Raw genomic sequence first — 25,331 nt, forward strand, 5'->3', positions numbered from 1 at the left:
CAATAGTGCCTTTTTTAAGTCTAATAATCGATTTGGAAATTTCTTCTGTGATATTCTTGTTTAAACCTTCAAATCAAGTCGAAGAAAAAGCAGGTTTTTATAAAAGTCTTTCGTGTTATAGGCTAAAAAGTATAGGATTTCTGCTAATTTGGTGTGCTTTTTTATTATTAGTGCCCATAAACACAATACTTAAATATATGTTAAATTTAAATTCAACGATGTTAAAATCATAACATTATAAATGCCGAACGTAAAAATATACTTACTTTTAAGAAACTTTTAATTAAAACATATACTTATGAAAAGAAAACTACTTTTTTTATTCTTGTTAGCACCTCTATTAGGCTTTAGCCAATTTAATCAAGGATTTGAGGGAGCAACAACTATTCCTGCTGGATGGACAGTAATTAATGGCGGCGATGCAGCCCAAACATGGGCTGTAATTGATTTTACGGGAGGTGCAGTTCAAGCACATGGCGGTACAAATGCTATGTCGATTCGTTATGGAGCAACGGCACACAATGACTTTTTGATTACGCCTAGCATAACTGTAACCGCAGGCGTGAACGATCAAATCTCTTTTTGGGGAAGAAGTAGGGATCCTTTATATCCTGAAACGATTGCAGTAAAACTATCTACAACAACAGCAGATGCTGCTAGCTTTACGACTACATTAGCAGCTACTGTTGCTCCACCAAGCGGCGCTTATTTTGTGAAATATTCTTATGATTTAACAGCTTTTGTTGGACAGACCGTGTATATCGGATTCCAAAGTACAACGACAGATCAATTTGTATTTGACATTGATGATGTAGTAAGCTCTGCATTACCTGCATGTGTCGAGCCTAATGCCGTGACTGCTACAAACATTACAGCAGCAGCAGCTACTTTAAACTGGACTTCTGCAGCAACTTCTTTTGTTGTAGAATATGGTGTCCAAGGCTTTACACAAGGTACTGGAACAATTGTAAACGTAACTACTGGAACTTCTACACCTTTGTCTCCTTTAGCAAGCAATACTGTCTACACAGCTTATGTAAAAACAAATTGTGGCGGCACTAACGAAAGCGCATGGTCAAGTGTTAACTTTAAAACTTTACCAACTCCAGCTCCGAACGACATTTGCGATACGGCATTGCCATTAACCATAGGGGCTACTTTTGAATCTAATCCGTTAACAGGAACTTCTGTTGGCGCAACAACAAGCACTACAATACCATCTTGTTCAAGTTCTGCCCAATATGATGTATGGTTTTCATTAGTTGTTCCAGCAGACGGAAATGTGACAATCCAAACAGACCAGGCACCTGGATCTGAAAATGACGATACAATTATAGCTGCTTATAGAGGTACGTGTGCTGCATTGGTAGCAGTACCAACGGCTTGTAATGATGATAATGCAGACGAGGAGTCTTTTTTCTCTAAATTAGCACTAACAGGCTTAACGCCAGGAGAAACTTTATATATAGCCGTTTGGCAGTATGAAAGTATTTTTGGTCCTGCAGTTAGAGGCGAATTTAAAATTTCAGCATTTAATGCTTCTTTAGGAACGGGTACTGTTGATGCTCCTAAATTCTCTTTCTATCCGAATCCAGTTACTGATGTATTAAATCTATCCTACCAAAACGGTATTTCTGAAGTAGCTGTCTTTAATGTATTAGGACAACAAGTAATGCAAAAAACAGTTAACGAAAATGAATCTCAACTGAATATGTCAGCTTTAGAGCAAGGTACTTACTTGGTAAAAGTGACAAGCGGAAATGAGACTAAAATGATTAAAGTACTGAAAAAATAAGTAAATTTATTTTTCCATTTATATAAAATACCGCTCAATGAGCGGTATTTTTTTATGGTTCCTCCGTTAAACCTAACAAGCGTTCCTTCTTTTCAAACAAAACATTCTTCGCGTTTTTTCATTAAGTTTGTCATACTAAATACACTACAAATGATTAAATCCTTGTTGATAGTTGGCTTAGGTGGAGCTTTAGGAAGTATTTTCAGATACCTCACCTCTTTAGCGATTGGAAAATACATGCCTACTAAATTTCCTTTGGGAACTTTTACAGCCAATATCTTAGGCTGTTTTATCATCGGATTGCTGTTTGGTTATTTCGAAAAAAACAATCTGGTCAACTCCGATATGAAATTATTTTTCGCAACCGGATTCTGTGGCGGCTACACGACATTTTCTACATTTGGCTATGAAAACATTAGCCTTTTCCAAAGCAATAATTCTCTTCTGGCTTTTGCCTATATCGGCGCAAGTTTATTCTTCGGACTTCTGGCGGTCTGGTTCGGGCTATTTCTTACCAAATAATTTATGTTTCCACATAAAAAAATGTAATTTCGCAATCTATGAAAGAAGAAGAGATTAAAGGAATACTGGAATTGTTGGCTTCTCCTAAAAAGATTGCCATTATTCCGCACCGAAGCCCCGATGGCGATGCAATGGGTTCTACTTTAGGGCTGTATCATTTTTTAAAAAAATTGAACCACGAGCCGATCGTAATCGCTCCGAATGAATTTCCTGATTTTCTGGCTTGGCTCCCAAGCTCGGAAAAGGTACTTATTTTTGAAAAAGACAAAGAAAATGTAGCAAAAATCCTTAATGAAGCCGAGCTTATTTTTACGCTAGATTTCAATGCCTTGCACAGAACGGGCGAAATGGAAAACGTACTCAATAAGCTAAAAGTGCCTTTCATCATGATTGATCATCATCAAAAGCCTGATGATTACGCGCTTTACCGCTATTCTGACACTAACTTTGGGTCTACTTGCGAAATGATTTATAATTTCATTACGTTCTTAGGCTATAAAGAGCTTCTTGACAAAACAATCGCAACTTGCCTTTATACAGGAATCGTAACCGATTCTGGATCGTTTCGTTTTCCGTCAACAACCAGCATGACGCACAGGGTTGTTGCTGAATTATTAGACATCGGAGTACAAAACGGGGATATACATAATTCGTTATTCGACAATAATTCATACCATCGATTGCAGCTTTTAGGACGGGCATTGCAGAACATGAAAGTGCTGCCAGAATACAAGACTTCGTACATAAAGCTTACGCAGCAGGAACTTGACGAGTTTCATTATGTCAAAGGAGATACCGAAGGCATCGTGAATTACGGACTAACTATCAGAGGAATTATCTTTACCGCTATATTTATTGAGAATAAAGACGAAGGAATCATCAAGATTTCGTTTCGCTCGCAAGGCAATTTTGACGTGAACCAATTTGCACGTGATTATTTCAACGGCGGTGGCCATATTAATGCGGCAGGCGGAAAATCGACATTATCGCTGGAAGAAACCGTAAAACAATTTGAAAGCATTTTATCAAAACAAAATTTTAATGTGTAGGCCTATGAAACTTTTCAAGCTTATTTTGAGTGTCGCGGCTGGCACTATGTTGGTTACAGGCTGTACGCAACAACAGGCTCGCAAGCCTCTTTCGCATTCTTCGGGGACTTTTATGAAAGAGTCTGTCGAGCGAAACAAAAAACTGATTGCCGGCGAAGAATCCAAAATCGAGTCCGTGATCAAAAAAGATGCAAAATCGAACTATATCGCTACGGCTAAAGGATATTGGTATAAATATGACGTAAAAAGTACAGCGACTGATTCTATAACTCCTAAAAAGGGCGATGTGGCTTATTTTGATTACGAAGTAAAAGATCTTGACGGCAATGTAATCTATACGGAACTGGAACTCCGTCCGCAAGTGTATCTTGTCGACAAGCAAAACATCATGATGGGAATGCGCGACGGTATCAAATTGATGAAAAAAGGCGAAAAAATCACTTTCCTTTTTCCTTCCCACATGGGCTACGGCTATCATGGCGATGACAGAAGAATCGGCCACAATCAGCCGCTTATGGTTACCATTGCGCTGAAAGACATCAAGCCTGAAAAAGAAGCCCGAACAGAAAACGAATCGAAAACACAACAACCTACCGAAGCTCCAAAACCAACGGAAGAGCCGAAACAATAAACAACCAATTTATCAAAATGAAGAGAATAACAAGTCTATTTTTAGGTATCAGCGCCCTGTTTTTTTCGTGTAACAACCCGAGCAGCAATCTGCCTGATGGTATGTATGCGGAAATCGAAACCAGCAAAGGAACTATTGTAGTTGAATTAGAATATAAAAAGACACCGGTGACGGTTGCCAATTTTGTATCGCTAGCGGAGGGAAAAAATCCGATGGTGAGCGAAAAATATAAAGGAAAGCCGTTTTATGACGGATTAAAATTCCACAGAGTACTGCCTAATTTCATGATCCAAGGCGGTGATCCTGATGGCAATGGCAGTGGCGGTCCAGGATATCGTTTCCAAGATGAAATCGTACCAGAACTAAAGCATGACAAAGGCGGTATCTTGTCTATGGCAAATGGTGGAAAAGCTACAAACGGCAGCCAGTTTTTTATCACGCACCAAGCAACGCCTTGGCTTGACGGAATCCACACTGTTTTTGGACATGTGATTGAAAACGGCATGGAAGTGGTAAACGCTATCCAGCAAGATGATGTAATCAACAAGATTACCATCATCCGCAAAGGAGAGGATGCTAAAAAATTTGATGCTCCAAAAATCTTCAAAGACAATTTTGCAAAGCAGGCTGCTGAACAAAAAAAGATGGAAGAGGAACAGCTAAAATTAAGAGAACAATATGCTGGCGTTATTAAAGAAAAGGAGGCCTCTTTCCAACAATTAAAATCGCAATCAGTTAAAACACAATCTGGATTGCAATTTAAGATTCTATCTAAAGGTAATGGCAAAAAGCCTGTTGCCGGAGCGCAAGTTTTTATCAACTATGCAGGCTATTTTGAGAACGGCGACTTGTTCGACACCAACATTGAAAGCGTGGCGACAGTTTTCGGAAAGCTAGATCCAAACAGAGCTGCGGCTAAAGCGTATAATCCAATTCCTTTCCAGATCGGAGTCAAAGAAGGCATCATTCCTGGATTTATTGAGGGAGTCGAACAGTTATCTATTGGCGATAAAGCGGTTATCTTTATTCCTTCGTATTTGGGCTACGGAGAAAGAGGTATGGAAGGTGCTATTCCTCCAAACGCTAATATTATATTTGAAATTGAAATGCTCGGATCAATGCCTGCCAACCAATAGGCAGCTAAAAATAAAGTAGAAAACTTAATCTGTACTAAAATGAAATTAAAATTTATTTGCTTATTGTTTTTGGCCATGACAGCTGGCCTAGGCGCGCAGACAAAAAAGAAAGCTGCTGCTCCAAAAAAAGCTGCAACTACAACTAAAAAAGCTGGAACTTCTAACCAAGAGCCTGGAATTTATGCTCAGTTTGAAACGACCAAAGGAAGAATTGTAGTCAAATTAGAATACCAAAAAGCGCCGATTACGGTTGCCAATTTTATTTCGTTGGCAGAAGGCACTAATACTGTCGTAAATGCAAAATACAAAGGAAAACCGTTTTATACCGGACTTAAATTCCATAGAGTTATCAAAGATTTTATGATTCAGGGTGGAGATCCGCTGGGCAATGGTTCTGGAGATCCTGGCTACAAGTTTAAGGATGAAATCGACCCAACCTTGAAACATGATACAGGAGGAATCCTTTCTATGGCTAATTCTGGTCCTGGAACGAACGGAAGCCAGTTCTTTATCACGCATAAAGATACGCCGTGGTTGGATGGCAAGCATACTGTGTTTGGCAAAGTGACTAGCGGCATGGACGTTGTGAATGCGATCGAGCAAAACGACGTAATCATGGAAATCAAAATCATTAGAAATGGTGCCGAGGCTAAGAAGTTTGACGCGGCTAAAGTATTTAATGAGTATTTTGCCAACAAAGATGAAGTTGAGAAAAAACAATTAGCTGCCGAAGCCGAGAAAAAGAAAGCGCTTGAAGCTGAATTTGCTCCTGTAAAAGCTAAAAAAGTAGCCGAATTGAACGCCATCAGAGCGACAACAACAAAGACTGCTTCTGGTTTAGAATATAGTATTACAACAAAAGGCAAAGGAATAAAACCAGCTTCTGGAACGGTGTATGTTAATTATGCAGGATATCTTGAAGATGGAAGCTTGTTTGACAGCAGCGATGCCGAAATATCTAAGCTATACGGTAAGTTCGATGCTAATCGTGCGGCTCAGAACGGCTACCAACCTTTTCCTTTCGATATTTCTAACAAAGGCGGCCTGATTCCTGGTTTCCTTGAAGGGATTAATCTTATGTCGTTTGGAGACAAGGCTACATTCTTTATCCCAGCCGCTCTTGGCTATGGCGAAAGAGGTGCTGGAAACGTAATTCCGCCAAATGCTAATATTATTTTTGAGGTGGAACTTTTGGAAGCTCCTAAACAATAATTAATCGCAAGTATTTATACTAAAAAAGAGGTTCATTCAGAACCTCTTTTTTTTATTTCTTAAACTTCCATTCAAATTCATCTTTGTCGTTGATGATGGCTCCTAGTTCCACTTTAACGACTTCATCAAATTCGGCTTGAAGGATGAGCCAGTTGGATTCGTTGAAGAAGTTTTCAAAGGTGTCGAATTCTTCTTTCTCCCACTTTGCCAGTCCTTTTGCTTCTAGCTCTTTTTGAAGCACAGCTATCGGACGGGCTATGACTTTTTTATCAAACAAAACCAATTCTGGGCTTGACGCTACGAGATATCCGAGCTTGAATCCTTCTTCTTGATAAAACGTCAAGCGGATTTTTTGCTTGTTATATTGAAAGATGACATTGTCTTCTTCGTCTTTATAGGTCTTATCTGGCTTGCCGTAAAGGGCTTCTACGTCTTTCTGCAGCATCCCGAAGATGAGCTTGTCGATTCCGATTTTTGGGTTTATTTTCATGTTTTATCTGTTGTTTATTTTATTCCTCAATTGTTCTTTTGCGCCTCCCTCCCATTCGCTTTTTAGGATGCTGAGTATGATAGAATCACGGCGGACTCCGTTTTGGATTGTCGGCATGTGGCTTCGCAATATTCCTTCCACTTGGCAGCCTATGCTTTTCATGGCGGCAATGCTTTTTGCATTGTTGCTGTCGGCCCTAAACTCTACTCTTTCCATTTCTAGCACTTCAAAAGCAAATTCGAGCATCAGGAACTTGCAGTGCTTGTTTAGCCCTGTTCCTTGATAGTCTTTTCCGTACCACGTATAGCCAAGCTGGAGCGTCTTGAACGGCAGATTGATATCATAAAAGCGCGTGCTGCCCGCATAGGCATTTGTTTTTTTATCGTAAACAATAAAGGGAAATTCGATCTTGTTTTCTCGTGCTTTTAGCGCCAAATCTATGTAGTTTTCGAGGTTTTCTCTGCCTGCGGCGGGAATAGAAGAAAATGTCCAGATTTCGGGCTCGTTGAGCGAAAAGTGCAGTAGGTTTTCTATATCTGAATGTTGCAGCGGCCGCAACAGGACTGCATCATCTTGCAATATCACTTCTTTTGAAAAGTCAAATTCTTTTATCTGTGCCATATAGTGTGATAGGTTCTTTTGGATATCAAAAATAGGTTTTATGTCGCTATAAATTATTATAAAACTCTTATAAAATGTTTACTACTGTTTTATGGGGCGATTGTTGCTTTAATAAATACTATTGTTTATTAAAAAAATTACTTAAGCAGTTGCTTTCAGCAGTAAAAATAGGATAAATTTGATTCAAGAGTATGCATTTGGTTTGATAGGTTTGTGTTTTTTTAATTAAAAATAAATAAATTAGTTTATTTATAAATTATATTTTGTATTATTGTAACCTATCTAACCCAAATAACTAATTAAAAACCAATGATATGAATCCAAAAAAGCACTTTATCAGAGGCCTTTATTCTACCCGAGGCAAATTGGTGCCTAGCTGTCTGGCTTGTGTCGCACCAAAAGAAGAAATCGTGTCTGTCGTCTTGACAAAAAGGTGTGAAGGGTCTTATAAGCCTCCTCCTAAAATGTAAGTAGAGCTTGTCTTAGCTGGAAAGCAGTCACTGTTTTCTAAACCAGACGGCTTGCAGTCTTCTCATAAAATTTTACCCGCCAAATAATTAGTAATCTAAACCAATCAATTATGAAAAACACTGCATTTTTTAAGGGCCTGCTGTATGCGGGTATTGTATTATTGTTTCTTAACTGTGATGACGAAAAGCCGGTGACGGCGCATGCTCATCAGACTAAAAATATGGCGATTTCGTTTAGCCAATTTAAAAAAGAAACGGATATTGTTGATTTTCAGACGGTCTTTAGGGCAAAGGCTTCGCATTTTGGGGAAAGTGCAAGAACGGCTGGGCTGACTCAGGGCTTTGTTATTGATACTACTTCTATAGAGAAACGTTCAGACAGCAATCCTACTTATTCATTTTTTGTATATCCGGTCAATGATAAAATGGCGGGAGAACATGAAATCTTCAACTTGGTCTATCATAAAGAGAATGGCAAATGGGAAACGAGCCTATTTTCTGCCGAAATAAAGGTTGTGGAAGGAAGCAATACGCTCTATGAAAACATCAAGCAGGTATATTCGAGTCGTAGCAACAATATTGTGTGCTGGGGAACGGAATATAAATTTCATTGTACGCGTACGGGGCCTTGTGCAGGAGGCAGCTGCGACTTGTGTAACTTGTGCGTTTCTTCGAGTGCCATTCCTGTTCCGTGCGGCACATCGGAGCCTGAAGACCCGGGTACCGGCACTGGCGGAGAACCTGGGTTTGGCATCAATCCTGGCGGCGGCGGTATCCCTGTTAAAGCATTTATGACTGCCTTGGGGCTTGATCTCGTGCAGCAGGGCTGGCTGGATGCAAATCCGTTTTTTAAGGCACGGCTTATTGAGGGCTATATTGATGTGCCGTCTATTAGTGCTATCGTAGATATTCGTGACGAGTTTAAGGCAAAATTGGGCTTTTTGATGACTAATTATGAAATGTGCCAGAGTGTTGTCGAATATGTCATACAGCAACAGTATCGGCAGGAGGCCCAACAGTTTGGATGGGAACTGATTAACCTGGCTATGGAAGATTCGTTTGCCTTTGCATTTGACGATACTGTTGCAGAAAATGCAGTGCCTATCAACAGTATTGGACAATTGGGGGCTTCGTTAAACAATTTAGAGATTACTTCTGTATCAACAGACCAGCTGCCTAACCAAAGAAATTCTTTTTTGGGGAGCTACAAATTCAAGATCAATATGATCACCGGCATAAAAATCAATATCAAATTTTCTGTTTCACGTGAATACAATCACACTGTCACAAGCGTGAATACCGAACAATATGGGGCATCTCTAGGAGAATGGGAACAAAGCGACCATAGTGTCGATATTTTGCCAAATGGCAATATAAGGGTTGAAGTTATAGGCTCTATGACGTATGACTATTCTATCCAAGGCTTGGGTCTCAAGGTTATCAAAGGAATCCGCTTAGTCCTGATCTTAAATCCAGCCGATGCCACCATCGTAAGTTCTTCATGGAATTATAACTAACTAAAAAAAACAACTTATGAGAGAACAAGTTTTTGAAACGGAAACGGTCTACCATCTAGATTTTATCTTGAGTACGGTATGGGAGGTACTTAATCTAGCACTGCTTGTAGCTATTATCTATTTTATCGTAAAACTTTATAGAAAGGTTATCAATTTTTTGGATAAGAATTCTTGATACAACTACGGGCTTTTAAGTTAAACGGCAAGATATTTCCTTGCCGTTTTTTATTGTTAGTTAGAATGCCCTTTGGTTACGAGCGAAATACACTTACACCAAAAAAGTGACCAGTTACGCCTAAAATCGACCACTTATTACTTCTTGTTAGGAAAATATTAAAGTTTGAATGATCTTTGAATTAGCATTTTTTTTAATACGAGATTGATCGATATGAAAAATTAATCTCTCTTACTAGTGGTTTTAAAATTACTCTATATTTGTAAAAAAACATATTTTATGAAAAGCAATTTCCTAAAAAAATCATTCGTAGCTTTCTTTATGCTGTTTGCCATTGCAACCTCTTTTGGGCAAGAAAATAAAAAGAACCAAAAAGCGGTAATCAAAACCTCTATCTCTTGCGATCACTGCAAGGAGTGTGAAACCTGCGGCGCCAACTTTCAATCGAATATGCTGAAAATAAAAGGCGTAAGAATGTATGAGCTCGATGAAAAAGAAATGACCATAACGGTATATTATAATGCTACAAAAACCGACCTGCAGACTATCAAAACAGCTATTTCGAAACTGGGTTATGATGCCGATGATGTGAAGGCAGATGTAGCGGCTTATGACAAATTGGATAACTGCTGTAAGAAAGCATAATATTCTTTAAACTGTAATTTCAAAAAACTGCAAGCTTCAAAAAACTCTTGCAGTTTTTTTATTTTATAGACACAAATACTTAAATTTCAACACGCTACAGATATAAATTACTTAAAGAAGACTAAATAGTAACCGACTTTTAAATTCCAAAATTATATATGATGTAAAACTTACTTAAAACAAAAGGACATGAGAACAATTCTACTTACTTTTTTCGCCACTGCGATTGCTTCTAGTGCTTATGCACAAGAAGCTGACAAAGTTTTGATTCGGGTAAAATATGCCTTTTCGCATATGCATGACATACACAACAGGGAGAATTATTATAAGGAAACTATGGTACTGATTGCAGGAAAAAATGCTTCGGTATATTTGAGCTATGATAAAGTTTTACAAGATATTCAGACTAAAGAGGTTTTTGAAAAACAAACTCGTGAGCAGGCCAATGTAAAAACCCCAACCTTTAGTATGCCGCCTAAAAAACGACCGACGAACAGCATGGAGATTTTCTATTTTGCCGATGCCCACAAGTTTATACTAAAAGAGCATTTGGGCGCTTTTTATCTTTGGGAGGAAAAAGTTGAAAAAATAGATTGGAACATCACATCGGAAACTCGCGTCATCGAGACCCTAAACTGCAAAAAAGCGACAGGTTATTTTAGAGGCCGGAATTGGACAGTATGGTTTGCAGAAGAATTACCTTTTTCTAGCGGCCCATGGAAGTTGGTTGGATTACCAGGACTAATCATTGAAGCCTATGATGAGGATAGCGAAGTAAGCTTTGTATTTGCCGGGTTGGAGAAAATGGATGAAAACGCAAAGCCTCTTGCTGATGAATACAAATACGTACCAAGAATGGGAAGTAGCAACGCTCTTTCGGATACCAAAATCCAACTGCCTACAGATGCTCATACCTTCAAAGCAACTCCCGAAGAAATAAAGGAATTGAAAGATCTTCAGAAAAAAGATCCTGAGAAATTTTTTAAAACCCAAATGCAATTGTTAGGACTTGGCGGCCTAAAACCGGTTTCTAACAGCAAAAGCTCCCCTGTTCCGATTCAAATGCCTGTATTTAATAATCCTATAGAGCGTTCAAAGCCTTAACTTAATTGGACAGCTAATATGAAAACAGCAACAATCGTCTTCTTTTTATTTTCTTGTCTTTGCGTTCGTGCCCAAAACAGGAGCAGAGAACTGGGTTATGAACAGCCTATTTTTGACAGCGACACTTGCTGCTGGAGGAAACTTGCGAAGAATAACGAATATGAAAAAGCAGGCGATTTGATTGTTTCTTATCTCAAAAACAATAAAAAGCCCTCCAATATACATGCTCTACATTGGCATCGGGACAAATGTTTGCCAAAGCGCAAAACGATAGATTAGCCGTGCATTACTTTCGAAAAACGTATAATTTCTTATACAAATGGTTTGGCGGCGAAGACGGAAAAACATGGTATTATTATGCCAAAGGAACGGTGGCTTTTATAGAAAGAGACCAAGAAAAATTAAGCAAGATTATTAAAGCTTGGGACAAAAATCTTCCGAAAGACCGCAACTATTCGAGCTTAGTCAGGCTTTATAAAAACTGGGACAGCAAGTATCTGGAAGCAACCGAACCATAGATTCTATAAATAGATTATATTTAGCCTATTAAATAGCGTAACATGGCAGCTAAACGCAATACCATAGACGAGTACATTTCAGATTTTTCAATCGAGGTGCAAGAGATTCTGGAAAAAGTCCGCGCCACGATACAAAAGGCGGCTCCAGAAGCAACCGAAGCCATTAAATATGCCATCCCTACTTTTGTGCTCAACGGAAATCTCGTGCATTTTGCCGCTTTTAAAAACCATATCGGATTCTATCCTGCTCCTGAGGGCATGGAAGAATTTGATAAGGAGTTTTCGGCTTATAAAAAAGGAAAAGGTTCTGTACAGTTTCCGCTTGACCAGCCGATTCCTTTGGAATTGATTGCTAAGATAACGGCTTTTAGGGCAAAACAGAATTCTGAAAAAAAGAAATAGCCAAGAAATCATCTTTTAATATTGAGAGCATTGAAAAAAAATCTTACGATCGCACTATTCGTTCTGGCTTTAGGGACGTTAGGGTTTTGTGCATTTACAAAAAAGGTATCTTTTAGCGACAGCCGCTTTATCAGTTATGTGGTTGATCCAAAAAAGCAAACTTTAAAACTGTACTTAAAAGACGAAAAACAGCAAAATTTCAAAAGCATCAATAACTTGAAGCTTTGGCTCGAAAAAAAGGGCAATAATCTCGAATTTGCTATGAATGCCGGAATGTATAAAACGGATAACTCACCTCAAGGTCTTTACATTGAAAATCAAAAAGAATTGTTTCCTCTAGACACGGCCAGCGGTAATGGGAATTTTTATCTGAAACCTAACGGCGTATTTTATATTACTAAAGAAAATGTTCCTTTTGTTTGCGCTACTGAAAAAATTGCAAATAAGAACACGATGAAATATGCCACGCAGTCTGGCCCGATGCTGGTAATTGATGGACAAATTCATCCTAAATTTAAAAAGGGCTCTGCCAATCTAAATATTAGAAACGGCGTGGGTATTCTGCCAAACAACATGATTATTTTTGCGATGTCAAAAGAAGAAATAAGCTTCTATGACTTTGCTTCTTATTTTAAAAGCCTGGGCTGCAAGAATGCACTATATCTAGATGGTTTTGTTTCTCGAACGTATCTTCCAAAAGAAAATTGGCTTCAAGTTGATGGCAATTTTGGCGTGATCGTTGGCGTAACTACAAAAAAGGAAAAGCAATAAAAAACTCCCGAGTGATATCGGGAGTTTTTCTCTATTTAAAATTCTCTAGTTTAATATTCGAAAGTTCCAAATTCGCTTTTTATCGTAAGCTTTTTACTTTCTGAAGCTTCTACCCTGCCGACAATCTGAGCGTCTACATTGAATGATTTTGAAATCGCAATAATCTCGTCTGCGATTTCTTGCGGTACATAGATTTCCATTCGGTGGCCGCAATTGAATACTTGGTACATTTCTTTCCAATCTGTCTTAGATTGTTCTTGTATCAATTTGAAAAGCGGTGGAATCGGGAAAAGATTGTCTTTTATAACATGCACATTGTCTACAAAATGAAGCACTTTTGTCTGTGCGCCTCCGCTGCAATGTACCATTCCGTGAATTTGTTTTGGAGAATAGGTATCCAAGATTTTTTTAATGATAGGTGCGTATGTTCTTGTAGGCGACAGTACTAATTTTCCGGCATCAATCGGAGCACCTTCCACCTCGTCAGTCAATCTGACATTGCCAGAATAAACCAAATCAGAAGGCACGGAAGCATCAAAGCTTTCTGGATATTTCTGCGCCAGATAGTTATGAAAAACGTCATGACGTGCAGAAGTAAGTCCGTTGCTGCCCATTCCTCCGTTGTATGATTTCTCATAAGAAGCCTGTCCGAAAGAAGCCAAACCGACAATAACATCGCCTGCTTGAATGTTTGCGTTATCGACTACTTTGTCTCTTTTGATTCTTGCCGTTACGGTAGAATCGACAATTATCGTACGGACCAAATCTCCAACATCGGCAGTCTCGCCTCCAGTGGAATTAATCGTAACTCCGAATGATTTCAATTCGTCTATAAGTTCTTCGGTTCCGTTAATGATGGCAGAAATTACTTCGGCTGGAATCAGGTTTTTGTTTCTTCCGATAGTTGAAGAAAGTAAGATATTATCTGTGGCTCCAACGCACAAAAGGTCGTCGATATTCATGATAAGGGCATCTTGAGAAATGCCTTTCCAAACCGACAGATCGCCTGTTTCTTTCCAATACAAATAGGCCAGCGAAGATTTTGTTCCGGCGCCATCTGCGTGCATAATCAGGCAATACTCTTCATCGTTGGTAAGATAATCGGGAACTATTTTGCAGAAAGCTTTTGGAAATAATCCTTTGTCTATGTTTTTGATTGCGTTGTGAACATCTTCTTTTGAAGCAGAAACTCCTCGCAGATTATAGCGCTTGCTTGTATCGGAACTCATAAAAATTGGTTGTGTTGTTGTGGCGCAAAGATAATCAGTTTTTTTTAGTTAAGATTGCTGTACGGCTATAGATTTTAGACTTTCTTGCGAATAAAAAAACGTTAAAATACAAGAAACTAATTTTCTACAATTTCAATCTCTACACGACGGTTGGAAGCTCTTTCTTGCTCTGTTTTTTCTGGAATAGCGAAAAGCGGCTGCGTGACTCCAAATCCTTTATAGGTGACTCTTTCGTCTTCGATTCCGTTTATTTCTAGAAACTTGGCAATAGCTTTTGCTCTTTTGGTAGACAAATCTTGCTTGTCATTCTGCATACAGCAGATGTGTCCTTGTATTTGGATCTTCATCTGCGGATTTCTTTTCATTACCTCCAATAACTCGTACATTTTTGGTCTGGAATCGTTCGTAATCGCAAAAGTATTTAATTGGAAATTGAGGTTGTCGAGCTTTAGTTTTTCTCCCGCTTTTGCAACGGTCAGTTTTTCCATAAAAGCCACATCAAAAACCAGTTCTGTAGAGCTCCCGTTAGGATTTTGGATGGTTATCTTTTCTGGGTATTTAGGCATTTCTCTCGGTTTTATGACAACAGGCTGTTCTTTGATTCCAAGAATTTCGTTTTCACGGGCCAAGTCTTTCGCTTCGATAAAGTAGATAACAACTTTTCTGTTTTCGGCTTTTATTTTTGAATGCTTGTGCTTTTCGCCAAAGCTTCGAGTCTTGAAGTCTTCTCTTATTTTTAGCTTTCCTTTTACTAGCTCGTACACATAATTAACGCGTTTTTGAGCCAGCGTATCGTTAAATCCAGAGGTTCCGTCCTCATCGGTATATCCATTTATAGCAACAATCTTGATGTCTTTATTGGCATTGATAAAATTCTGAAGCTTGTCGTTTTCTTGTTTTTTAAGTTCGTGCTTATTGCTGTCAAAATAGACCGAGAATGCTTCTTGTGCTTGCGTAGCTACAGAAAAAAGCAAGAAAAGTATATAGATGGCTGTATTTTTCATGGGATAAGTTTATAATTAAAAACGAAGTAACAAATTATTTATTACATAAAAAAGCCTGTCCAAATGAGCTGGCCTGTAGGCTTATTCGCTTTGGAGCACTAATATTTCTACCCTCCTATTTTCGTTGCGTTCCTGCTCGTTCTTTTCGGGTATTGGATGGATGGGCTTGGTGCTTCCGAATCCTTTATATTTCAGTCTGCTGCTGCTGATTCCGTTTGCAATTAAATAATTATAAATCGCTTTGGCTCGGATCGTAGCGATGTCTTCTAAGTCGGTTCCTAATTGGCAGCAGATGTGTCCTTGAATTTCTATTTTCAGGTTTGGCTTTTCTGTCAAAATAGTTAGCAATTCTCTTAGGATAGGCTCTGAGGCTGGGACAATAATTCCGGATCGGTCATAAAAATTTAGGTTCTTAAGCGTCAGCTTATCCCCTGTCTTAAGGGTCTTGATCTCTTCAGAGAGCTTGCTTTTGGGTGCTTCTTTTTGGGGAATTGTATAATAGACTGTTACTTTTCGATTGGCCTCTTGCGCTGTAGCTTGGACGAACTGCTCTCCAAAACCTTTTAATTCAATAGTTTCGTTTATTTTTATATTATTGGCTTTAAGCGTTTGAAGGACATATTCTGCCCGTTTTACTGAAAGCGCGTCGTTGTATTCCATCGTACCAACGGCATCACAATAGCCATAAATCTTATCGATTATTGCCGTGGGATTTTCGCTAATCCATTGGGATAGTTTGCTGGAAGATGTTGTGTTTGTTTCTGAAATGTCAAAATCAAAAAAGACCTGGAAACGATTTTCTTGTGAATAAATAAAAGTCGAAAATAACAGTAGGAAAGCTGTCGTAATTTTTTGTCTCACGTTTATGGTTTTTACAGCAAACGGAAGAATAAGATTTTTATTACGCCAAAATAAAAAGTGAGACAGCCGAAACTGTCTCACCGGTTTTAGAATTAATTTGCTTGGAAAAATTAGAATTTAGGTTACGTCTGAATTTTTTTCAAAAAACAGAATGGGGTATTTCAAATACACAAAATTCTAACAGAGCAAATTAAAATATTTATTTACGATGGGGGTAAATAAATAAGTATAAGTAAAAAACTTATGGGGATAAAGTTTCTATTGAAACTCGTTATATCATTACTAAATTAAATTAAAAGAATAAAGATTTCATGTATTTGTCCTTATAATCGACAAACCGCAACATTCTTAGACAAAACACTATTTACCAGCAATTTGTAAAAACAAAATAACAAAAAGCGAAAAAATTGTTCAAAAAAATCACTCCCAATCGGGCATTGATGCATTGGTGAACAAAGTAGTTCTTGAAGCCACAATTCCGATAAGGTATTTTTGCACGTTCCTAGCGCTTATAAAATCATTAGACGTGTTGACAAAAATAACTTCTGCTTCATTTGGCGAGTATCGGGCATCGATATCCACTGTTCCTGCTGGCTTTTCGGTATTTATTTCTGCTGTCGTATTTGTGCTAAAAATATGCTGGAAGATACGCGAATCCAACTGCCTGTAATCTGGATTTTCAAAACCTGACACGTCTCTGGTAAAAAGCAATTTTTGTCCTGTTATTGAAAAATTCAAGCTTCCGACAGCACCATTCACGCCCGAAATAACCAAATCTGAAATAGCACCTTCTGCAGTAATCACATATATTTCGGCATTATAACCACTGGCATCGTTAACTTTCAGGGCTATTTTGGAACCGTCATAACTCCAGTCGCATTCTGAGATAAATTTGCCATTGGGTGTCTGGAAAATCTGGGTCAATCCGCTGCCATTGCTGTTTATCTTATAGAGTTTGTCAAAACTCGGATAGATGAGCTGGCTTCCGGCCGTATTCCATGAAAAATTGATAAACTCTGAATTGAATCCTGCAATAGGAACTGAATTGGTTACTTTAAATACTCCTGTTCCGTCGAGGTTCATTGTATAGAGATGATTTTGGGCGCCATTAGAACGAATAAAGGCAATCTTATTGGACTGGTTGTTTTTTCGAGGCCTCCAGCTGTTAGTTTCAGAACTTGTAAGCTGTATCTGGTTTCCGGAATTGTCACCGGCATATATCACATTATTTTCGCTAAGTTTTTTGACAAACAAGAATCGAGCATCTGGAAAAGAAGTCGTAGTGAAGGATCGCACAGCACTCAATACAGGAGGATTCAGTCCGTCTGAAACGGAAACCTGCCAAAAATATTTCGTCCCGAAAGCAAGATTCTGCAACGTATAGGTCGGCGTTACAATATCGGAATAGACCACGACGTCGCTGTTGGCATCATTTCGGAGCGTTACTTCATAGATAAGCGAGTCTTCTTCAGGATCAGTCGCGGTCCATGTCAATACTACTTGTCTGTTTTGATTTACGGCATTATCTGCTGGTAAAACCAAAGCTGGAGTATTGGGTGATCTGTTGCCGCTTGTGGAGAGGTCTAATTCAAAAACAATTTCTGTGGTGCTGTTACTATTGACTGTGGCGGCTTCAAATTTTGTCAAGTATCCATCTTTCTGGGCTTGAAAAGAATATTGCCCGACCGGAACATTAGAAACTGTAAATCTTCCGTCTTCATCGGTAAAAACAATGCTCGAGGTCGGATTCGAAAAAACTTTTGCATTGACTAACGGTTCAAAAGTATCGGCAATAACTACCCTTCCGGTAACGGTTCCAAAATCTTCTCCTGCGACCTTTTCTTCGCTGCACGAAAACAGTAGCAATAAAAGAAAGAGGCCTGATTTTATAAGAATATTTTTCATGATTTTTAAAGATTAAAAATTATTGCTTTACAGGGTTTTGGGCTTCTTCAATGATGTATTTCTCATACACCTTCTCTTTTTTCTTTGGAAAATAATAGGTAACGCCAAAACCGAATCGGAAATAATAATCGTCACGGACGCCTCTTTCTAAATAATCTATATTGTCACTAAAGTTGAGATTGTGCTCGGCATATATTTTTATGCCGACTGTTTTTGAAGCCAGATATTCCAATCCTGCACCATATTGCACTTTTGCATGCGTATTTTCGAAAAGACGATTGGCTCCGAATCCGCCGCCGCCAAAAATATAGGGACTGAATTGTTCTTTTGGAAGCAAAATAATTTCTGCATTCAGATCAAACGTCAGGTAGCCTACGTCGAGACGGTCTTTATTGGCGAGGTTGATCACATTGGTAGAAGCACTCAGATTAAAACCTGGAGTCAAAAAATATTTTAAAGCACCTCGTCCCATTGGGCGAAGCAGGGATTTATCGTAATCGCCATCAATAAGCGTTGCGCCCCCTGAGATTTCCATGGCGAATCTTGATCTTCTTTCGGTTTTGTGTCGTTGATAAATTCCAGTAGCATCGGCCACTTCTTTTTCCATTTCAAATTTTGAGATGATGGAATCGACTTCGGCTTTATCGGCATCGGCTTCCCATATTTTGTCTTTAATTCCTTCGAGCACTAAAGATTGTACGGCTTTTTCGATGGCTTCTGTTACGGCCATGTGTACGGGTTCGTTGGTAGAATAGCCGGTTTCCACTTCCAGCAATCTCTTAAATTTCACATACCTGAAAAGGCTTTGGTCGACTGCCTGTGACAGAATCGTTTTAGAAACATAAACTGATTTGAGGATTTTTCCGCTTGCGGTAGAAATCATCCGAAGGTAAATGGTTACTCGGTCTTGTCTGTATTTTGTAGAACCGCCTGCTCCAAAGTATCTTGCTCCAAAACCGCCTGTGATGATATTGGAATCGTAGGAAACAATACCGCCTTCAAGCAATACTCCTGCATACAACAAAGGCGTGAGCTGCGGATCGTTGGGATTCGGATTCTTAGAATATTCTTGTCTTGTAGATCGGATCAGGTTACGTTCTTGTAGCAGGTTTCCGATGTTTTCGCGCTCAATGGGAATAAACCATTTGGAGTCTTCTAATGCTTTGATTAATATAGAGGTAGCTCCCTGGGTCACGGCGGTGCTGAATGTACTTCCGTTATCAGAGGCTTTGTATTGTCCGGTTTGGTCCCTAAACTTATAGATGCCGACAACAATCGGTTCTTTTGGTTTTGGGAGTTCTCTTAATAGCGTGGTTGCGGGCGTGATTTCGCCTATAGATGCTCTTCCTATTCCGGTCGGCTGGTTATAATAGGCACCACAGCCCGACAGCAATAGCAGCATAGCTATTCCTAAGTAATATTTGATTTGCATAGTGTTATTTTGGGATGATAACTTGGGTTTGTTCTCCAGTGTTGGTATCCAGAATGGTAACGGTCAGTCCGTTTTCTGAGGGAAAAATTTCGACAGAAAGGCTGCCGAATGTATAGCTTCCTTCGGAAATTCCGTTAGTGCCAAATTGCTGCGTGAACAATGATCTGGAAACTAGGTTTAATAACTGCGAGTTTAGGTTTTCTGTAAAGCTTTCTAATTCTGTTTTTGTCTTAGATGCAGCAGTATTATCCTTTAATTTATTTTGAGCTTCTGCAGAACTTAGAAGCCACTGGTAGTTGAACGTATCACCTCCGAAGTTTGGATTTTTGGGCTTATAGACCAAATCCTGGGCATTTGCGGCATGTGCCAGCAAAATGATAATTGCAGTGGATAGGAGTTTCATAATTTAAGTAATAAATTAATACTGAGTGATGTATTGGCTTTGTTTCTCCAAGTTTTTAAGATAGGCATAGGTCACATTGACGGCATCTCCGGCGACAAGACTCAGGAATTCTTCGTCTGGATTCACTAAAAATTCGTAGATCACATTGTTCTCTATGCTTATTATAATTTTTGTATTTCTTGCAAAACTCAATTCTTCACTAACAGTAACCATCTTTTTGGAATTGACTTTTAGGTCATTATATCGGTAAAAATATAGGTCATAAAAGTCTTTGCCTGCTTTGGTTTTCGTGTCATCGGTAACAATACCTGACAATTCGAAACCGTCTGCGGGAATCATTCCTTCATCCTTTTTTTTTTCTTCGCCGATAACAATCCTGTCCTTTCCGACAAGTTTCTTATCGCTATCATAAAAAAGGAGCATCACAATAATTTCGTCATCTTTCCCAGAATTTACTTGGGTTGTCGACAGTTTTTTTGTTTCGCTTGGCTCCAAGGTAAAAAGTCCTTCTTGGGCATTATTAGATTGATTATTACTTGTCTTATTCTTTTTTATTACTGATAATTTATACGATAAGCTTTGAACGATATCGGTTAAATTTTCCGCAGTACCGGTAATTTTTATGGTTCCTTCAATTTCTTCTAGATGTATTTTTGCTTTGACCTGAGTATTCGACAGCTGCGAATAAGAAACCGGAGCAAAAAGCAACATTATAAAAAGGCTATATGGAAGATATCTTTGCATTGTTCTAATGGTTTAAAATAATGACTGACGAACCATTGCCCGATTGGGTCACTTTCATATCTTTTGAAAGCGAATTGGTTCCATAGCTTTGGATATTCTGATTATTGCCCTGCTGGATCATCTGCGTATTTACATCATACCTTGTGTAATAGGTAAAATCTTGTATTGCATTATTTTCTCCAGACTGTACAATTCTTTGTGTTATGGTATTGGCTTGTTTTGTTAAGGAAACGGCATTGTCGTTACCATTTTGAAGCACAGAAATATCAACATCATTGGCTTTCAGATTGGCATTGAACAAATTATAATTTCCGATCTGCTGTACCAAAACATCCCCTTTTTGCAATAACACTGAGGTTGATTGTTCTGGATTCATGCTTGAAACCACATGCAATGTTTTTTCTTTTGAATCAAAAATAGACGAGCTATATTGATCAAATCCCGGATTTTCTTCTTCCTGTGCGAATGCAGCTTGAAAGAAAAGCCCAAAGACAAAGAGCATTATCTTAAATAAAGGTTTCATAAGTTATTGTTTTATAAAAGATGGGGCTGCCTTGTGTGGCCGCCCCATTTTTAGTGTTCAACTAGTTAGATTGAGTAACATTATTAATGTTAGAATTTCCTTTTTGAACGTTCATGCTAGTTTGGTTGTTGCCGCTTTGCATAACATTAGAATAGTTGTAGTTTCCTATTTGAAGCGTATTGTCAAGATGTCCGAATCCGTTTTGAGTAGTCAAGGCATCATTGTCTTTACCATATTGGTAGTGGCTTGCTTTGTTTGCTCCAGAAACAGCTACGGCTGTACTTGTTTGCGTAATTTTAGAGTCGTTCAACTCACCGCCTTGGCTAGTATAAGCAACGTTAAAGTCACCTACTTGAGTTTGTAACGCATCATTGAATCCGTGAGGCATGAATGGAACTGTAACAGCACTTACAAATCCAAGAGCTTCTGCACTGAAAGGAGCACCTGTTGGCATCTCGTTTCCAGAAGTACCTTGGTCAATGGTAGCTTTGTTGTTGTTTCCTGTTTGCAATTGCTTAGCCCAGTCATTTCCGTTTCCTGCAGTTGGGTTTAATTGGTCTTGCCAGATCGTAGCTTGGTTGCTATTTCCTGTCTGAACTTGGTAAGCTTCATTGTAAAGGTTGTTTTGAGAAACAAATGCATTATTTAAGTTTCCGATTTGCTTCACGTCTGCTTTGTTGTGGTTAGAAGCAGAAGAATTGTTAGGATTGATACCTTGTGTAACATTTGAAACGTTACTGTTTCCTTGTTGTCTTACGTCTGAGTCTTGGTAAGATCCTTTTTGGTTAACCGACGAATTGTTAGATCCTCCTAACTGCAACACGTTGCTGTCGTTGAATTGTGCAAAAGAAACTGCACTTACCAGCATCACTGAGATGCTCAAAATCACTTTTTTCATAATAAAAATATTTAATTGGTTATAATTACAATTTAATATTGGGGGTCGAAAAAAGTTCTAGAGGGAGGCCATAGAATAGCCTGTTATAATGAAGTATTTTTGGATTGCAATTGTGGTATCTTGCTTTTCAAAGGTATTTCTTTTTTACAAAAAACAAAATCCGAACTACAAGAAAAGCGAGTCAAAAACCAACTTTTCTATGAATTGTGCAAAATATCGGATGAAATACATCATTTTGAATACATTTTTAAAAAAATAATTAAAAAATTCATATTTACATCATATTAGATTAACTATTTCGTAAGAGATTGTTTGCAAAAAACAATTTTGTAGAAATTAAAGTGTACAAATTTTCTGCTATTAATAATTCGTTATCTTCTTGTTTCTTATTTTTCATAAAAAAAGCCTGCTATTTGAGCAGGCTTTTTGTGTTGTTGTGTTGTTTGTGTATAGCAGATTATTTTGTAAACAATAATTCTCTGTATTTAGTCAGTGTCCAGATTTCATCATCTACCAAAAGTTCTAGCTTATCGCAGTGTTCTCTGATGATTTCGAAATAAGGCTTCACTTTATTGCAATAAGCTATTGCCATTTTTTCTGTATCTGGAAGGTTGTTTGCTTTTTTGCGTTCTTCCGTCATTTCTTCTACCTTAGTATTGATACCTTCGATATGTCCGGAAATTTCTTTGATTAATGAAATCTGCTCTTTAGCAATGGTCTCATATTCTTTTCCGAAGATATCTTTCAGACCTCTTACATTTTCGATCAAAAGGTTTTGGTAGCGAATAGCTGTCGGAACTACATGATTTCTAGCAATGTCCCCAAGAACTCTTCCTTCAATCTGGATTTTCTTAGTGTATTCTTCCATTTCGATTTCATAACGAGCCTCAACTTCTACGTGGTTCATTACTCCTAATTCTTGGAACAATTCGATTGCTTTTTTAGAAACTTTCGCTTTTAAAGCTTCAGGAGTTGTCTTGAAATTGCTCAATTTTCGCTTTGCCGCTTCTTTCTGCCAAGCATCGCTATAACCGTCGCCTTCAAAAAGGATATTTTTTGTCTGCTTGATGTATTCTCTCAATACGTTGAAGATGGCGTCATCTTTCTTCATGTCTTTACCTTCGATCAAGGCATCGACTTCGTTCTTGAAATCAATCAATTGTTTTGCAACGATCGAATTCAAAGTAGTCATTGCGTTTGCGCAGTTTGCAGAAGAACCTACAGCTCTGAATTCAAATTTGTTTCCTGTAAATGCAAATGGCGAAGTCCTGTTTCTGTCTGTATTGTCTAATAATACGTCTGGAATTTTTCCTACTACATTCAATTTAAGGTCGGTTTTTTCTTCAGGAGATAGTTTTCCTTTAGAAACACCTTCTAATTCTTCTAAAACTTTAGTCAATTGCTGACCGATGAAAACTGAGATGATTGCAGGCGGCGCTTCGTTGGCACCAAGACGGTGATCGTTGCTCGCTGTTGCAATTGCAGCTCTCAATAATTCTTCGTGCGTGTGTACTGCTTTGATTGTATTGATAAAGAAAGTCAGGAATTGCAGGTTGCTCATCGGCGTTTTCCCTGGACCTAATAAGTTTACTCCAGTATCTGTTGCCAAAGACCAGTTGTTGTGTTTTCCAGAACCGTTTACGCCTTTAAATGGCTTCTCGTGGAATAGTACTTTAAAATCATGGCGTTCTGCAACCTTCTGCATTACGTCCATCAACAATGAGTTGTGGTCTACAGCTAGGTTGGTTTCTTCAAAAATAGGAGCCAGCTCAAATTGGTTCGGTGCAACTTCGTTGTGACGTGTTTTTACTGGAATTCCCAAAAGCATACACTCGTATTCCAACTCTCTCATATAAGTAAGGACTCTTGTCGGAATCGAACCAAAATAATGGTCGTCTAATTGCTGTCCTTTTGCAGAAGTATGTCCTAATAATGTTCTTCCTGTCATTAATATGTCTGGACGAGAATTAGCCAAAGCTGAATCGATAAGGAAATATTCTTGTTCCCATCCTAAAGTTGCAGTGACTTTCTTTACGTTTTTATCGAAATAGCGGCAAACAGATGCTGCAGCTTCATCGATAGAGTGCAAAGCTCTCAACAAAGGCGTCTTATAATCTAAAGCTTCACCTGTATAGGAGATGAAAACTGTAGGGATACATAGTGTCGTTCCAAAAATAAAAGCAGGAGATGTAGGATCCCAAGCGGTATATCCTCTAGCTTCGAAAGTGTTTCTGATTCCTCCATTCGGGAAGCTAGAAGCATCTGGTTCTTGCTGCACTAATTGTCCGCCGCCGAATTTTTCAACTGGATCGCTTCCGTCATATGATGTTTCAAAAAAAGCATCATGCTTTTCGGCAGTCGTTCCTGTCAAAGGCTGGAACCAGTGCGTATAATGTGTTACTCCTTTTGTCAATGCCCATTCTTTCATTCCAAGAGCAATATAGTCTGCTAGTTTTCTATCAATTTTTTTTCCGTGCTGGATGGCGTCTTTTACACCTTGATAGGCATCTTGCGTTAAAAATTGGCGCATGGCTTTGTCATTAAATACATTGCTGCCAAAAATTGCAGATTTTCTTTCCAGTTCTTCAAATTTAACCGGCTTTCTTCCAGCCGTCTGTGCTAATGCTTGAAAACGAAATGTCGACATAAGAGTGATTTTAGATTTCTGATTAATTTGATGCAAAGATATAATTTTTATTACTTGAAATTATTTTTACCCTATTTTTTTTAGGGTCAAACCTATAATTTTATAAAATAACATACCATACACCCCTAAAATATATCAAAAACACTAAACATACATTTAAAAGACTATTATTAGTCATTCAGAATTTTATAACTTAATCTAAGAATTATATAATATTCATTAAAAACAAAAACAATTCAAAATAAATACTAAAAAATCAATGATTTGTTAATTATGTTAAACATTACATAACACAAATACACTTTTACTACTTTATAACTAATTTTAGAATCCAAGATATTTAATCACTAAAAAACAATCGTTATGAGCTCAAAAAAATTAGTTTTAGGTATTGCCGTAGGAGTCGCTGCCATAGCTGTAGTCGGACTTATAGTCGCAAAAAAGAAATCCAAAAAGAACAAGCTGTCTGAAAAAGCCCTTGAGGCAAGAGACAACTTCAAAAGCAAACTGAACGAATTGCAGCGCAAGGCAAAAAAAGAATTCAATAGTGCTTTGGAAGACGGTGAAGCTTTGGCTAATAAAGCGAAAGACAGAGCTAATGAATGGGCACATCAAGTTAATCCATAA

General features: G+C 38.3%; 26 protein-coding genes. 14 read left to right on the plus strand and 12 right to left on the minus strand.

Translation table 11 applies throughout. From position 1 onward, the window contains the following. Positions 1-298 precede the first annotated feature (298 nt). The 6 genes from OLM56_RS15485 to OLM56_RS15510 all read left to right on the plus strand — a co-directional run bounded on the left by OLM56_RS15485 (position 299) and on the right by OLM56_RS15510 (position 6,345). On the plus strand, positions 299-1,795 hold the full coding sequence (locus tag OLM56_RS15485) for a T9SS-dependent choice-of-anchor J family protein (RefSeq protein ID WP_264527604.1): 1,497 nt from the start codon (positions 299-301) through the stop codon (positions 1,793-1,795). 150 nt (positions 1,796-1,945) lie between these two features. Continuing rightward, positions 1,946-2,317 (plus strand): fluoride efflux transporter CrcB, encoded by a 372-nt coding sequence (crcB, locus tag OLM56_RS15490; RefSeq protein ID WP_182492323.1) that lies wholly within the window; start codon positions 1,946-1,948, stop codon positions 2,315-2,317. 38 nt (positions 2,318-2,355) lie between these two features. After that, a complete protein-coding gene (locus OLM56_RS15495) occupies positions 2,356-3,366 on the plus strand; it encodes a DHH family phosphoesterase (RefSeq protein WP_264527605.1) in 1,011 nt (336 codons plus the stop codon). Positions 3,367-3,370: 4 nt separating this feature from the next. Further along, complete coding sequence (gene gldI, locus OLM56_RS15500) at positions 3,371-3,997, plus strand: gliding motility-associated peptidyl-prolyl isomerase GldI (RefSeq protein WP_264527606.1); 627 nt, start codon at positions 3,371-3,373, stop codon at positions 3,995-3,997. A 17-nt stretch (positions 3,998-4,014) separates the two neighbouring features. Then, the gene (locus OLM56_RS15505) at positions 4,015-5,133 is read left to right on the plus strand and encodes a peptidylprolyl isomerase (protein ID WP_121374696.1); all 1,119 of its coding nucleotides are present in this window, start codon (positions 4,015-4,017) and stop codon (positions 5,131-5,133) included. A 39-nt stretch (positions 5,134-5,172) separates the two neighbouring features. Further along, complete coding sequence (locus tag OLM56_RS15510; protein WP_264527607.1) at positions 5,173-6,345, plus strand: peptidylprolyl isomerase; 1,173 nt, start codon at positions 5,173-5,175, stop codon at positions 6,343-6,345. A gap of 52 nt (positions 6,346-6,397) precedes the next feature. Here OLM56_RS15510 and OLM56_RS15515 read toward each other — a convergent pair whose 3' ends face one another. Further along, entirely contained in the window at positions 6,398-6,835 is a 438-nt protein-coding gene (locus tag OLM56_RS15515) for a hypothetical protein (RefSeq protein WP_264527608.1), read from the minus strand. 3 nt (positions 6,836-6,838) lie between these two features. Continuing rightward, a complete protein-coding gene (locus tag OLM56_RS15520) occupies positions 6,839-7,456 on the minus strand; it encodes a GNAT family N-acetyltransferase (RefSeq protein ID WP_264527609.1) in 618 nt (205 codons plus the stop codon). A 580-nt stretch (positions 7,457-8,036) separates the two neighbouring features. On the opposite strand from OLM56_RS15520, the gene OLM56_RS15525 reads away from it, so the two are divergent. The 7 genes from OLM56_RS15525 to OLM56_RS15555 all read left to right on the plus strand — a co-directional run bounded on the left by OLM56_RS15525 (position 8,037) and on the right by OLM56_RS15555 (position 13,058). Further along, a complete protein-coding gene (locus OLM56_RS15525) occupies positions 8,037-9,443 on the plus strand; it encodes a hypothetical protein (protein ID WP_264527610.1) in 1,407 nt (468 codons plus the stop codon). A 16-nt stretch (positions 9,444-9,459) separates the two neighbouring features. Next, positions 9,460-9,618, plus strand: a complete 159-nt coding sequence (locus OLM56_RS15530; protein ID WP_182492332.1) for a hypothetical protein — start codon at positions 9,460-9,462, stop codon at positions 9,616-9,618. 279 nt (positions 9,619-9,897) lie between these two features. Then, positions 9,898-10,263 carry a heavy-metal-associated domain-containing protein gene (locus tag OLM56_RS15535; protein ID WP_182492333.1) on the plus strand — a complete coding sequence of 122 codons (366 nt, stop codon included), beginning with the start codon at positions 9,898-9,900 and terminating at the stop codon, positions 10,261-10,263. 189 nt (positions 10,264-10,452) lie between these two features. After that, the gene (locus OLM56_RS15540; protein WP_264527611.1) at positions 10,453-11,367 is read left to right on the plus strand and encodes a GLPGLI family protein; all 915 of its coding nucleotides are present in this window, start codon (positions 10,453-10,455) and stop codon (positions 11,365-11,367) included. 248 nt (positions 11,368-11,615) lie between these two features. Then, the gene (locus OLM56_RS15545) at positions 11,616-11,885 is read left to right on the plus strand and encodes a hypothetical protein (protein WP_264527612.1); all 270 of its coding nucleotides are present in this window, start codon (positions 11,616-11,618) and stop codon (positions 11,883-11,885) included. Between the two features lie 42 nt (positions 11,886-11,927). Continuing rightward, positions 11,928-12,287 (plus strand): iron chaperone, encoded by a 360-nt coding sequence (locus OLM56_RS15550; RefSeq protein WP_121374706.1) that lies wholly within the window; start codon positions 11,928-11,930, stop codon positions 12,285-12,287. Between the two features lie 30 nt (positions 12,288-12,317). Continuing rightward, positions 12,318-13,058, plus strand: coding sequence for a phosphodiester glycosidase family protein (locus tag OLM56_RS15555; RefSeq protein ID WP_264527613.1), 741 nt, complete (start codon positions 12,318-12,320; stop codon positions 13,056-13,058). Between the two features lie 50 nt (positions 13,059-13,108). On the opposite strand, the gene OLM56_RS15560 is transcribed toward OLM56_RS15555, so the two are convergent. From OLM56_RS15560 to OLM56_RS15605, 10 genes are all read right to left on the minus strand, one after another. Continuing rightward, a complete protein-coding gene (locus OLM56_RS15560; RefSeq protein WP_264527614.1) occupies positions 13,109-14,287 on the minus strand; it encodes an AIR synthase related protein in 1,179 nt (392 codons plus the stop codon). A 116-nt stretch (positions 14,288-14,403) separates the two neighbouring features. Continuing rightward, entirely contained in the window at positions 14,404-15,291 is an 888-nt protein-coding gene (locus OLM56_RS15565) for an OmpA family protein (RefSeq protein WP_264527615.1), read from the minus strand. A gap of 81 nt (positions 15,292-15,372) precedes the next feature. Then, positions 15,373-16,152 (minus strand): OmpA family protein, encoded by a 780-nt coding sequence (locus tag OLM56_RS15570; protein ID WP_264527616.1) that lies wholly within the window; start codon positions 16,150-16,152, stop codon positions 15,373-15,375. Between the two features lie 420 nt (positions 16,153-16,572). Then, the gene (locus OLM56_RS15575; protein ID WP_264527617.1) at positions 16,573-18,057 is read right to left on the minus strand and encodes a carboxypeptidase regulatory-like domain-containing protein; all 1,485 of its coding nucleotides are present in this window, start codon (positions 18,055-18,057) and stop codon (positions 16,573-16,575) included. 19 nt (positions 18,058-18,076) lie between these two features. Continuing rightward, a complete protein-coding gene (locus OLM56_RS15580; protein WP_264527618.1) occupies positions 18,077-19,489 on the minus strand; it encodes a CsgG/HfaB family protein in 1,413 nt (470 codons plus the stop codon). A gap of 4 nt (positions 19,490-19,493) precedes the next feature. Next, on the minus strand, positions 19,494-19,892 hold the full coding sequence (locus tag OLM56_RS15585) for a curli production assembly/transport component CsgF (RefSeq protein ID WP_264527619.1): 399 nt from the start codon (positions 19,890-19,892) through the stop codon (positions 19,494-19,496). 15 nt (positions 19,893-19,907) lie between these two features. After that, a complete protein-coding gene (locus OLM56_RS15590) occupies positions 19,908-20,636 on the minus strand; it encodes a curli production assembly/transport protein CsgE (RefSeq protein WP_264527620.1) in 729 nt (242 codons plus the stop codon). Positions 20,637-20,640: 4 nt separating this feature from the next. Beyond that, positions 20,641-21,159 carry a hypothetical protein gene (locus OLM56_RS15595; protein WP_147406551.1) on the minus strand — a complete coding sequence of 173 codons (519 nt, stop codon included), beginning with the start codon at positions 21,157-21,159 and terminating at the stop codon, positions 20,641-20,643. 61 nt (positions 21,160-21,220) lie between these two features. Next, the gene (locus OLM56_RS15600) at positions 21,221-22,057 is read right to left on the minus strand and encodes a hypothetical protein (RefSeq protein WP_121374714.1); all 837 of its coding nucleotides are present in this window, start codon (positions 22,055-22,057) and stop codon (positions 21,221-21,223) included. A 457-nt stretch (positions 22,058-22,514) separates the two neighbouring features. Continuing rightward, positions 22,515-24,704, minus strand: coding sequence for a glutamine synthetase III (locus tag OLM56_RS15605; RefSeq protein ID WP_182492342.1), 2,190 nt, complete (start codon positions 24,702-24,704; stop codon positions 22,515-22,517). A 363-nt stretch (positions 24,705-25,067) separates the two neighbouring features. On the opposite strand from OLM56_RS15605, the gene OLM56_RS15610 reads away from it, so the two are divergent. Beyond that, on the plus strand, positions 25,068-25,331 hold the full coding sequence (locus tag OLM56_RS15610; protein ID WP_264527621.1) for a hypothetical protein: 264 nt from the start codon (positions 25,068-25,070) through the stop codon (positions 25,329-25,331).

Source organism: Flavobacterium sp. N2550, from assembly GCF_025947265.1.
In the GTDB taxonomy this organism is placed as follows: domain Bacteria; phylum Bacteroidota; class Bacteroidia; order Flavobacteriales; family Flavobacteriaceae; genus Flavobacterium; species Flavobacterium endophyticum.

Bases quoted from the DNA above. Each gene is read 5' to 3' on its own strand.
- OLM56_RS15550 (WP_121374706.1), top strand. From the start codon at position 11,928: ATGGCAGCTAAACGCAATACCATAGACGAGTACATTTCAGATTTTTCA.
- OLM56_RS15545 (WP_264527612.1), top strand. From the start codon at position 11,616: ATGTTTGCCAAAGCGCAAAACGATAGATTAGCCGTGCATTACTTTCGA.
- OLM56_RS15590 (WP_264527620.1), bottom strand. From the start codon at position 20,636: ATGCAAAGATATCTTCCATATAGCCTTTTTATAATGTTGCTTTTTGCT.
- OLM56_RS15600 (WP_121374714.1), bottom strand. From the start codon at position 22,057: ATGAAAAAAGTGATTTTGAGCATCTCAGTGATGCTGGTAAGTGCAGTT.
- OLM56_RS15535 (WP_182492333.1), top strand. From the start codon at position 9,898: ATGAAAAGCAATTTCCTAAAAAAATCATTCGTAGCTTTCTTTATGCTG.
- OLM56_RS15515 (WP_264527608.1), bottom strand. From the start codon at position 6,835: ATGAAAATAAACCCAAAAATCGGAATCGACAAGCTCATCTTCGGGATG.
- OLM56_RS15505 (WP_121374696.1), top strand. From the start codon at position 4,015: ATGAAGAGAATAACAAGTCTATTTTTAGGTATCAGCGCCCTGTTTTTT.
- OLM56_RS15575 (WP_264527617.1), bottom strand. From the start codon at position 18,057: ATGAAAAATATTCTTATAAAATCAGGCCTCTTTCTTTTATTGCTACTG.
- OLM56_RS15595 (WP_147406551.1), bottom strand. From the start codon at position 21,159: ATGAAACCTTTATTTAAGATAATGCTCTTTGTCTTTGGGCTTTTCTTT.
- OLM56_RS15560 (WP_264527614.1), bottom strand. From the start codon at position 14,287: ATGAGTTCCGATACAAGCAAGCGCTATAATCTGCGAGGAGTTTCTGCT.
- OLM56_RS15580 (WP_264527618.1), bottom strand. From the start codon at position 19,489: ATGCAAATCAAATATTACTTAGGAATAGCTATGCTGCTATTGCTGTCG.
- OLM56_RS15530 (WP_182492332.1), top strand. From the start codon at position 9,460: ATGAGAGAACAAGTTTTTGAAACGGAAACGGTCTACCATCTAGATTTT.
- OLM56_RS15485 (WP_264527604.1), top strand. From the start codon at position 299: ATGAAAAGAAAACTACTTTTTTTATTCTTGTTAGCACCTCTATTAGGC.
- gldI (WP_264527606.1), top strand. From the start codon at position 3,371: ATGAAACTTTTCAAGCTTATTTTGAGTGTCGCGGCTGGCACTATGTTG.
- OLM56_RS15610 (WP_264527621.1), top strand. From the start codon at position 25,068: ATGAGCTCAAAAAAATTAGTTTTAGGTATTGCCGTAGGAGTCGCTGCC.
- OLM56_RS15520 (WP_264527609.1), bottom strand. From the start codon at position 7,456: ATGGCACAGATAAAAGAATTTGACTTTTCAAAAGAAGTGATATTGCAA.
- crcB (WP_182492323.1), top strand. From the start codon at position 1,946: ATGATTAAATCCTTGTTGATAGTTGGCTTAGGTGGAGCTTTAGGAAGT.
- OLM56_RS15525 (WP_264527610.1), top strand. From the start codon at position 8,037: ATGAAAAACACTGCATTTTTTAAGGGCCTGCTGTATGCGGGTATTGTA.
- OLM56_RS15605 (WP_182492342.1), bottom strand. From the start codon at position 24,704: ATGTCGACATTTCGTTTTCAAGCATTAGCACAGACGGCTGGAAGAAAG.
- OLM56_RS15585 (WP_264527619.1), bottom strand. From the start codon at position 19,892: ATGAAACTCCTATCCACTGCAATTATCATTTTGCTGGCACATGCCGCA.
- OLM56_RS15495 (WP_264527605.1), top strand. From the start codon at position 2,356: ATGAAAGAAGAAGAGATTAAAGGAATACTGGAATTGTTGGCTTCTCCT.
- OLM56_RS15510 (WP_264527607.1), top strand. From the start codon at position 5,173: ATGAAATTAAAATTTATTTGCTTATTGTTTTTGGCCATGACAGCTGGC.
- OLM56_RS15540 (WP_264527611.1), top strand. From the start codon at position 10,453: ATGAGAACAATTCTACTTACTTTTTTCGCCACTGCGATTGCTTCTAGT.
- OLM56_RS15565 (WP_264527615.1), bottom strand. From the start codon at position 15,291: ATGAAAAATACAGCCATCTATATACTTTTCTTGCTTTTTTCTGTAGCT.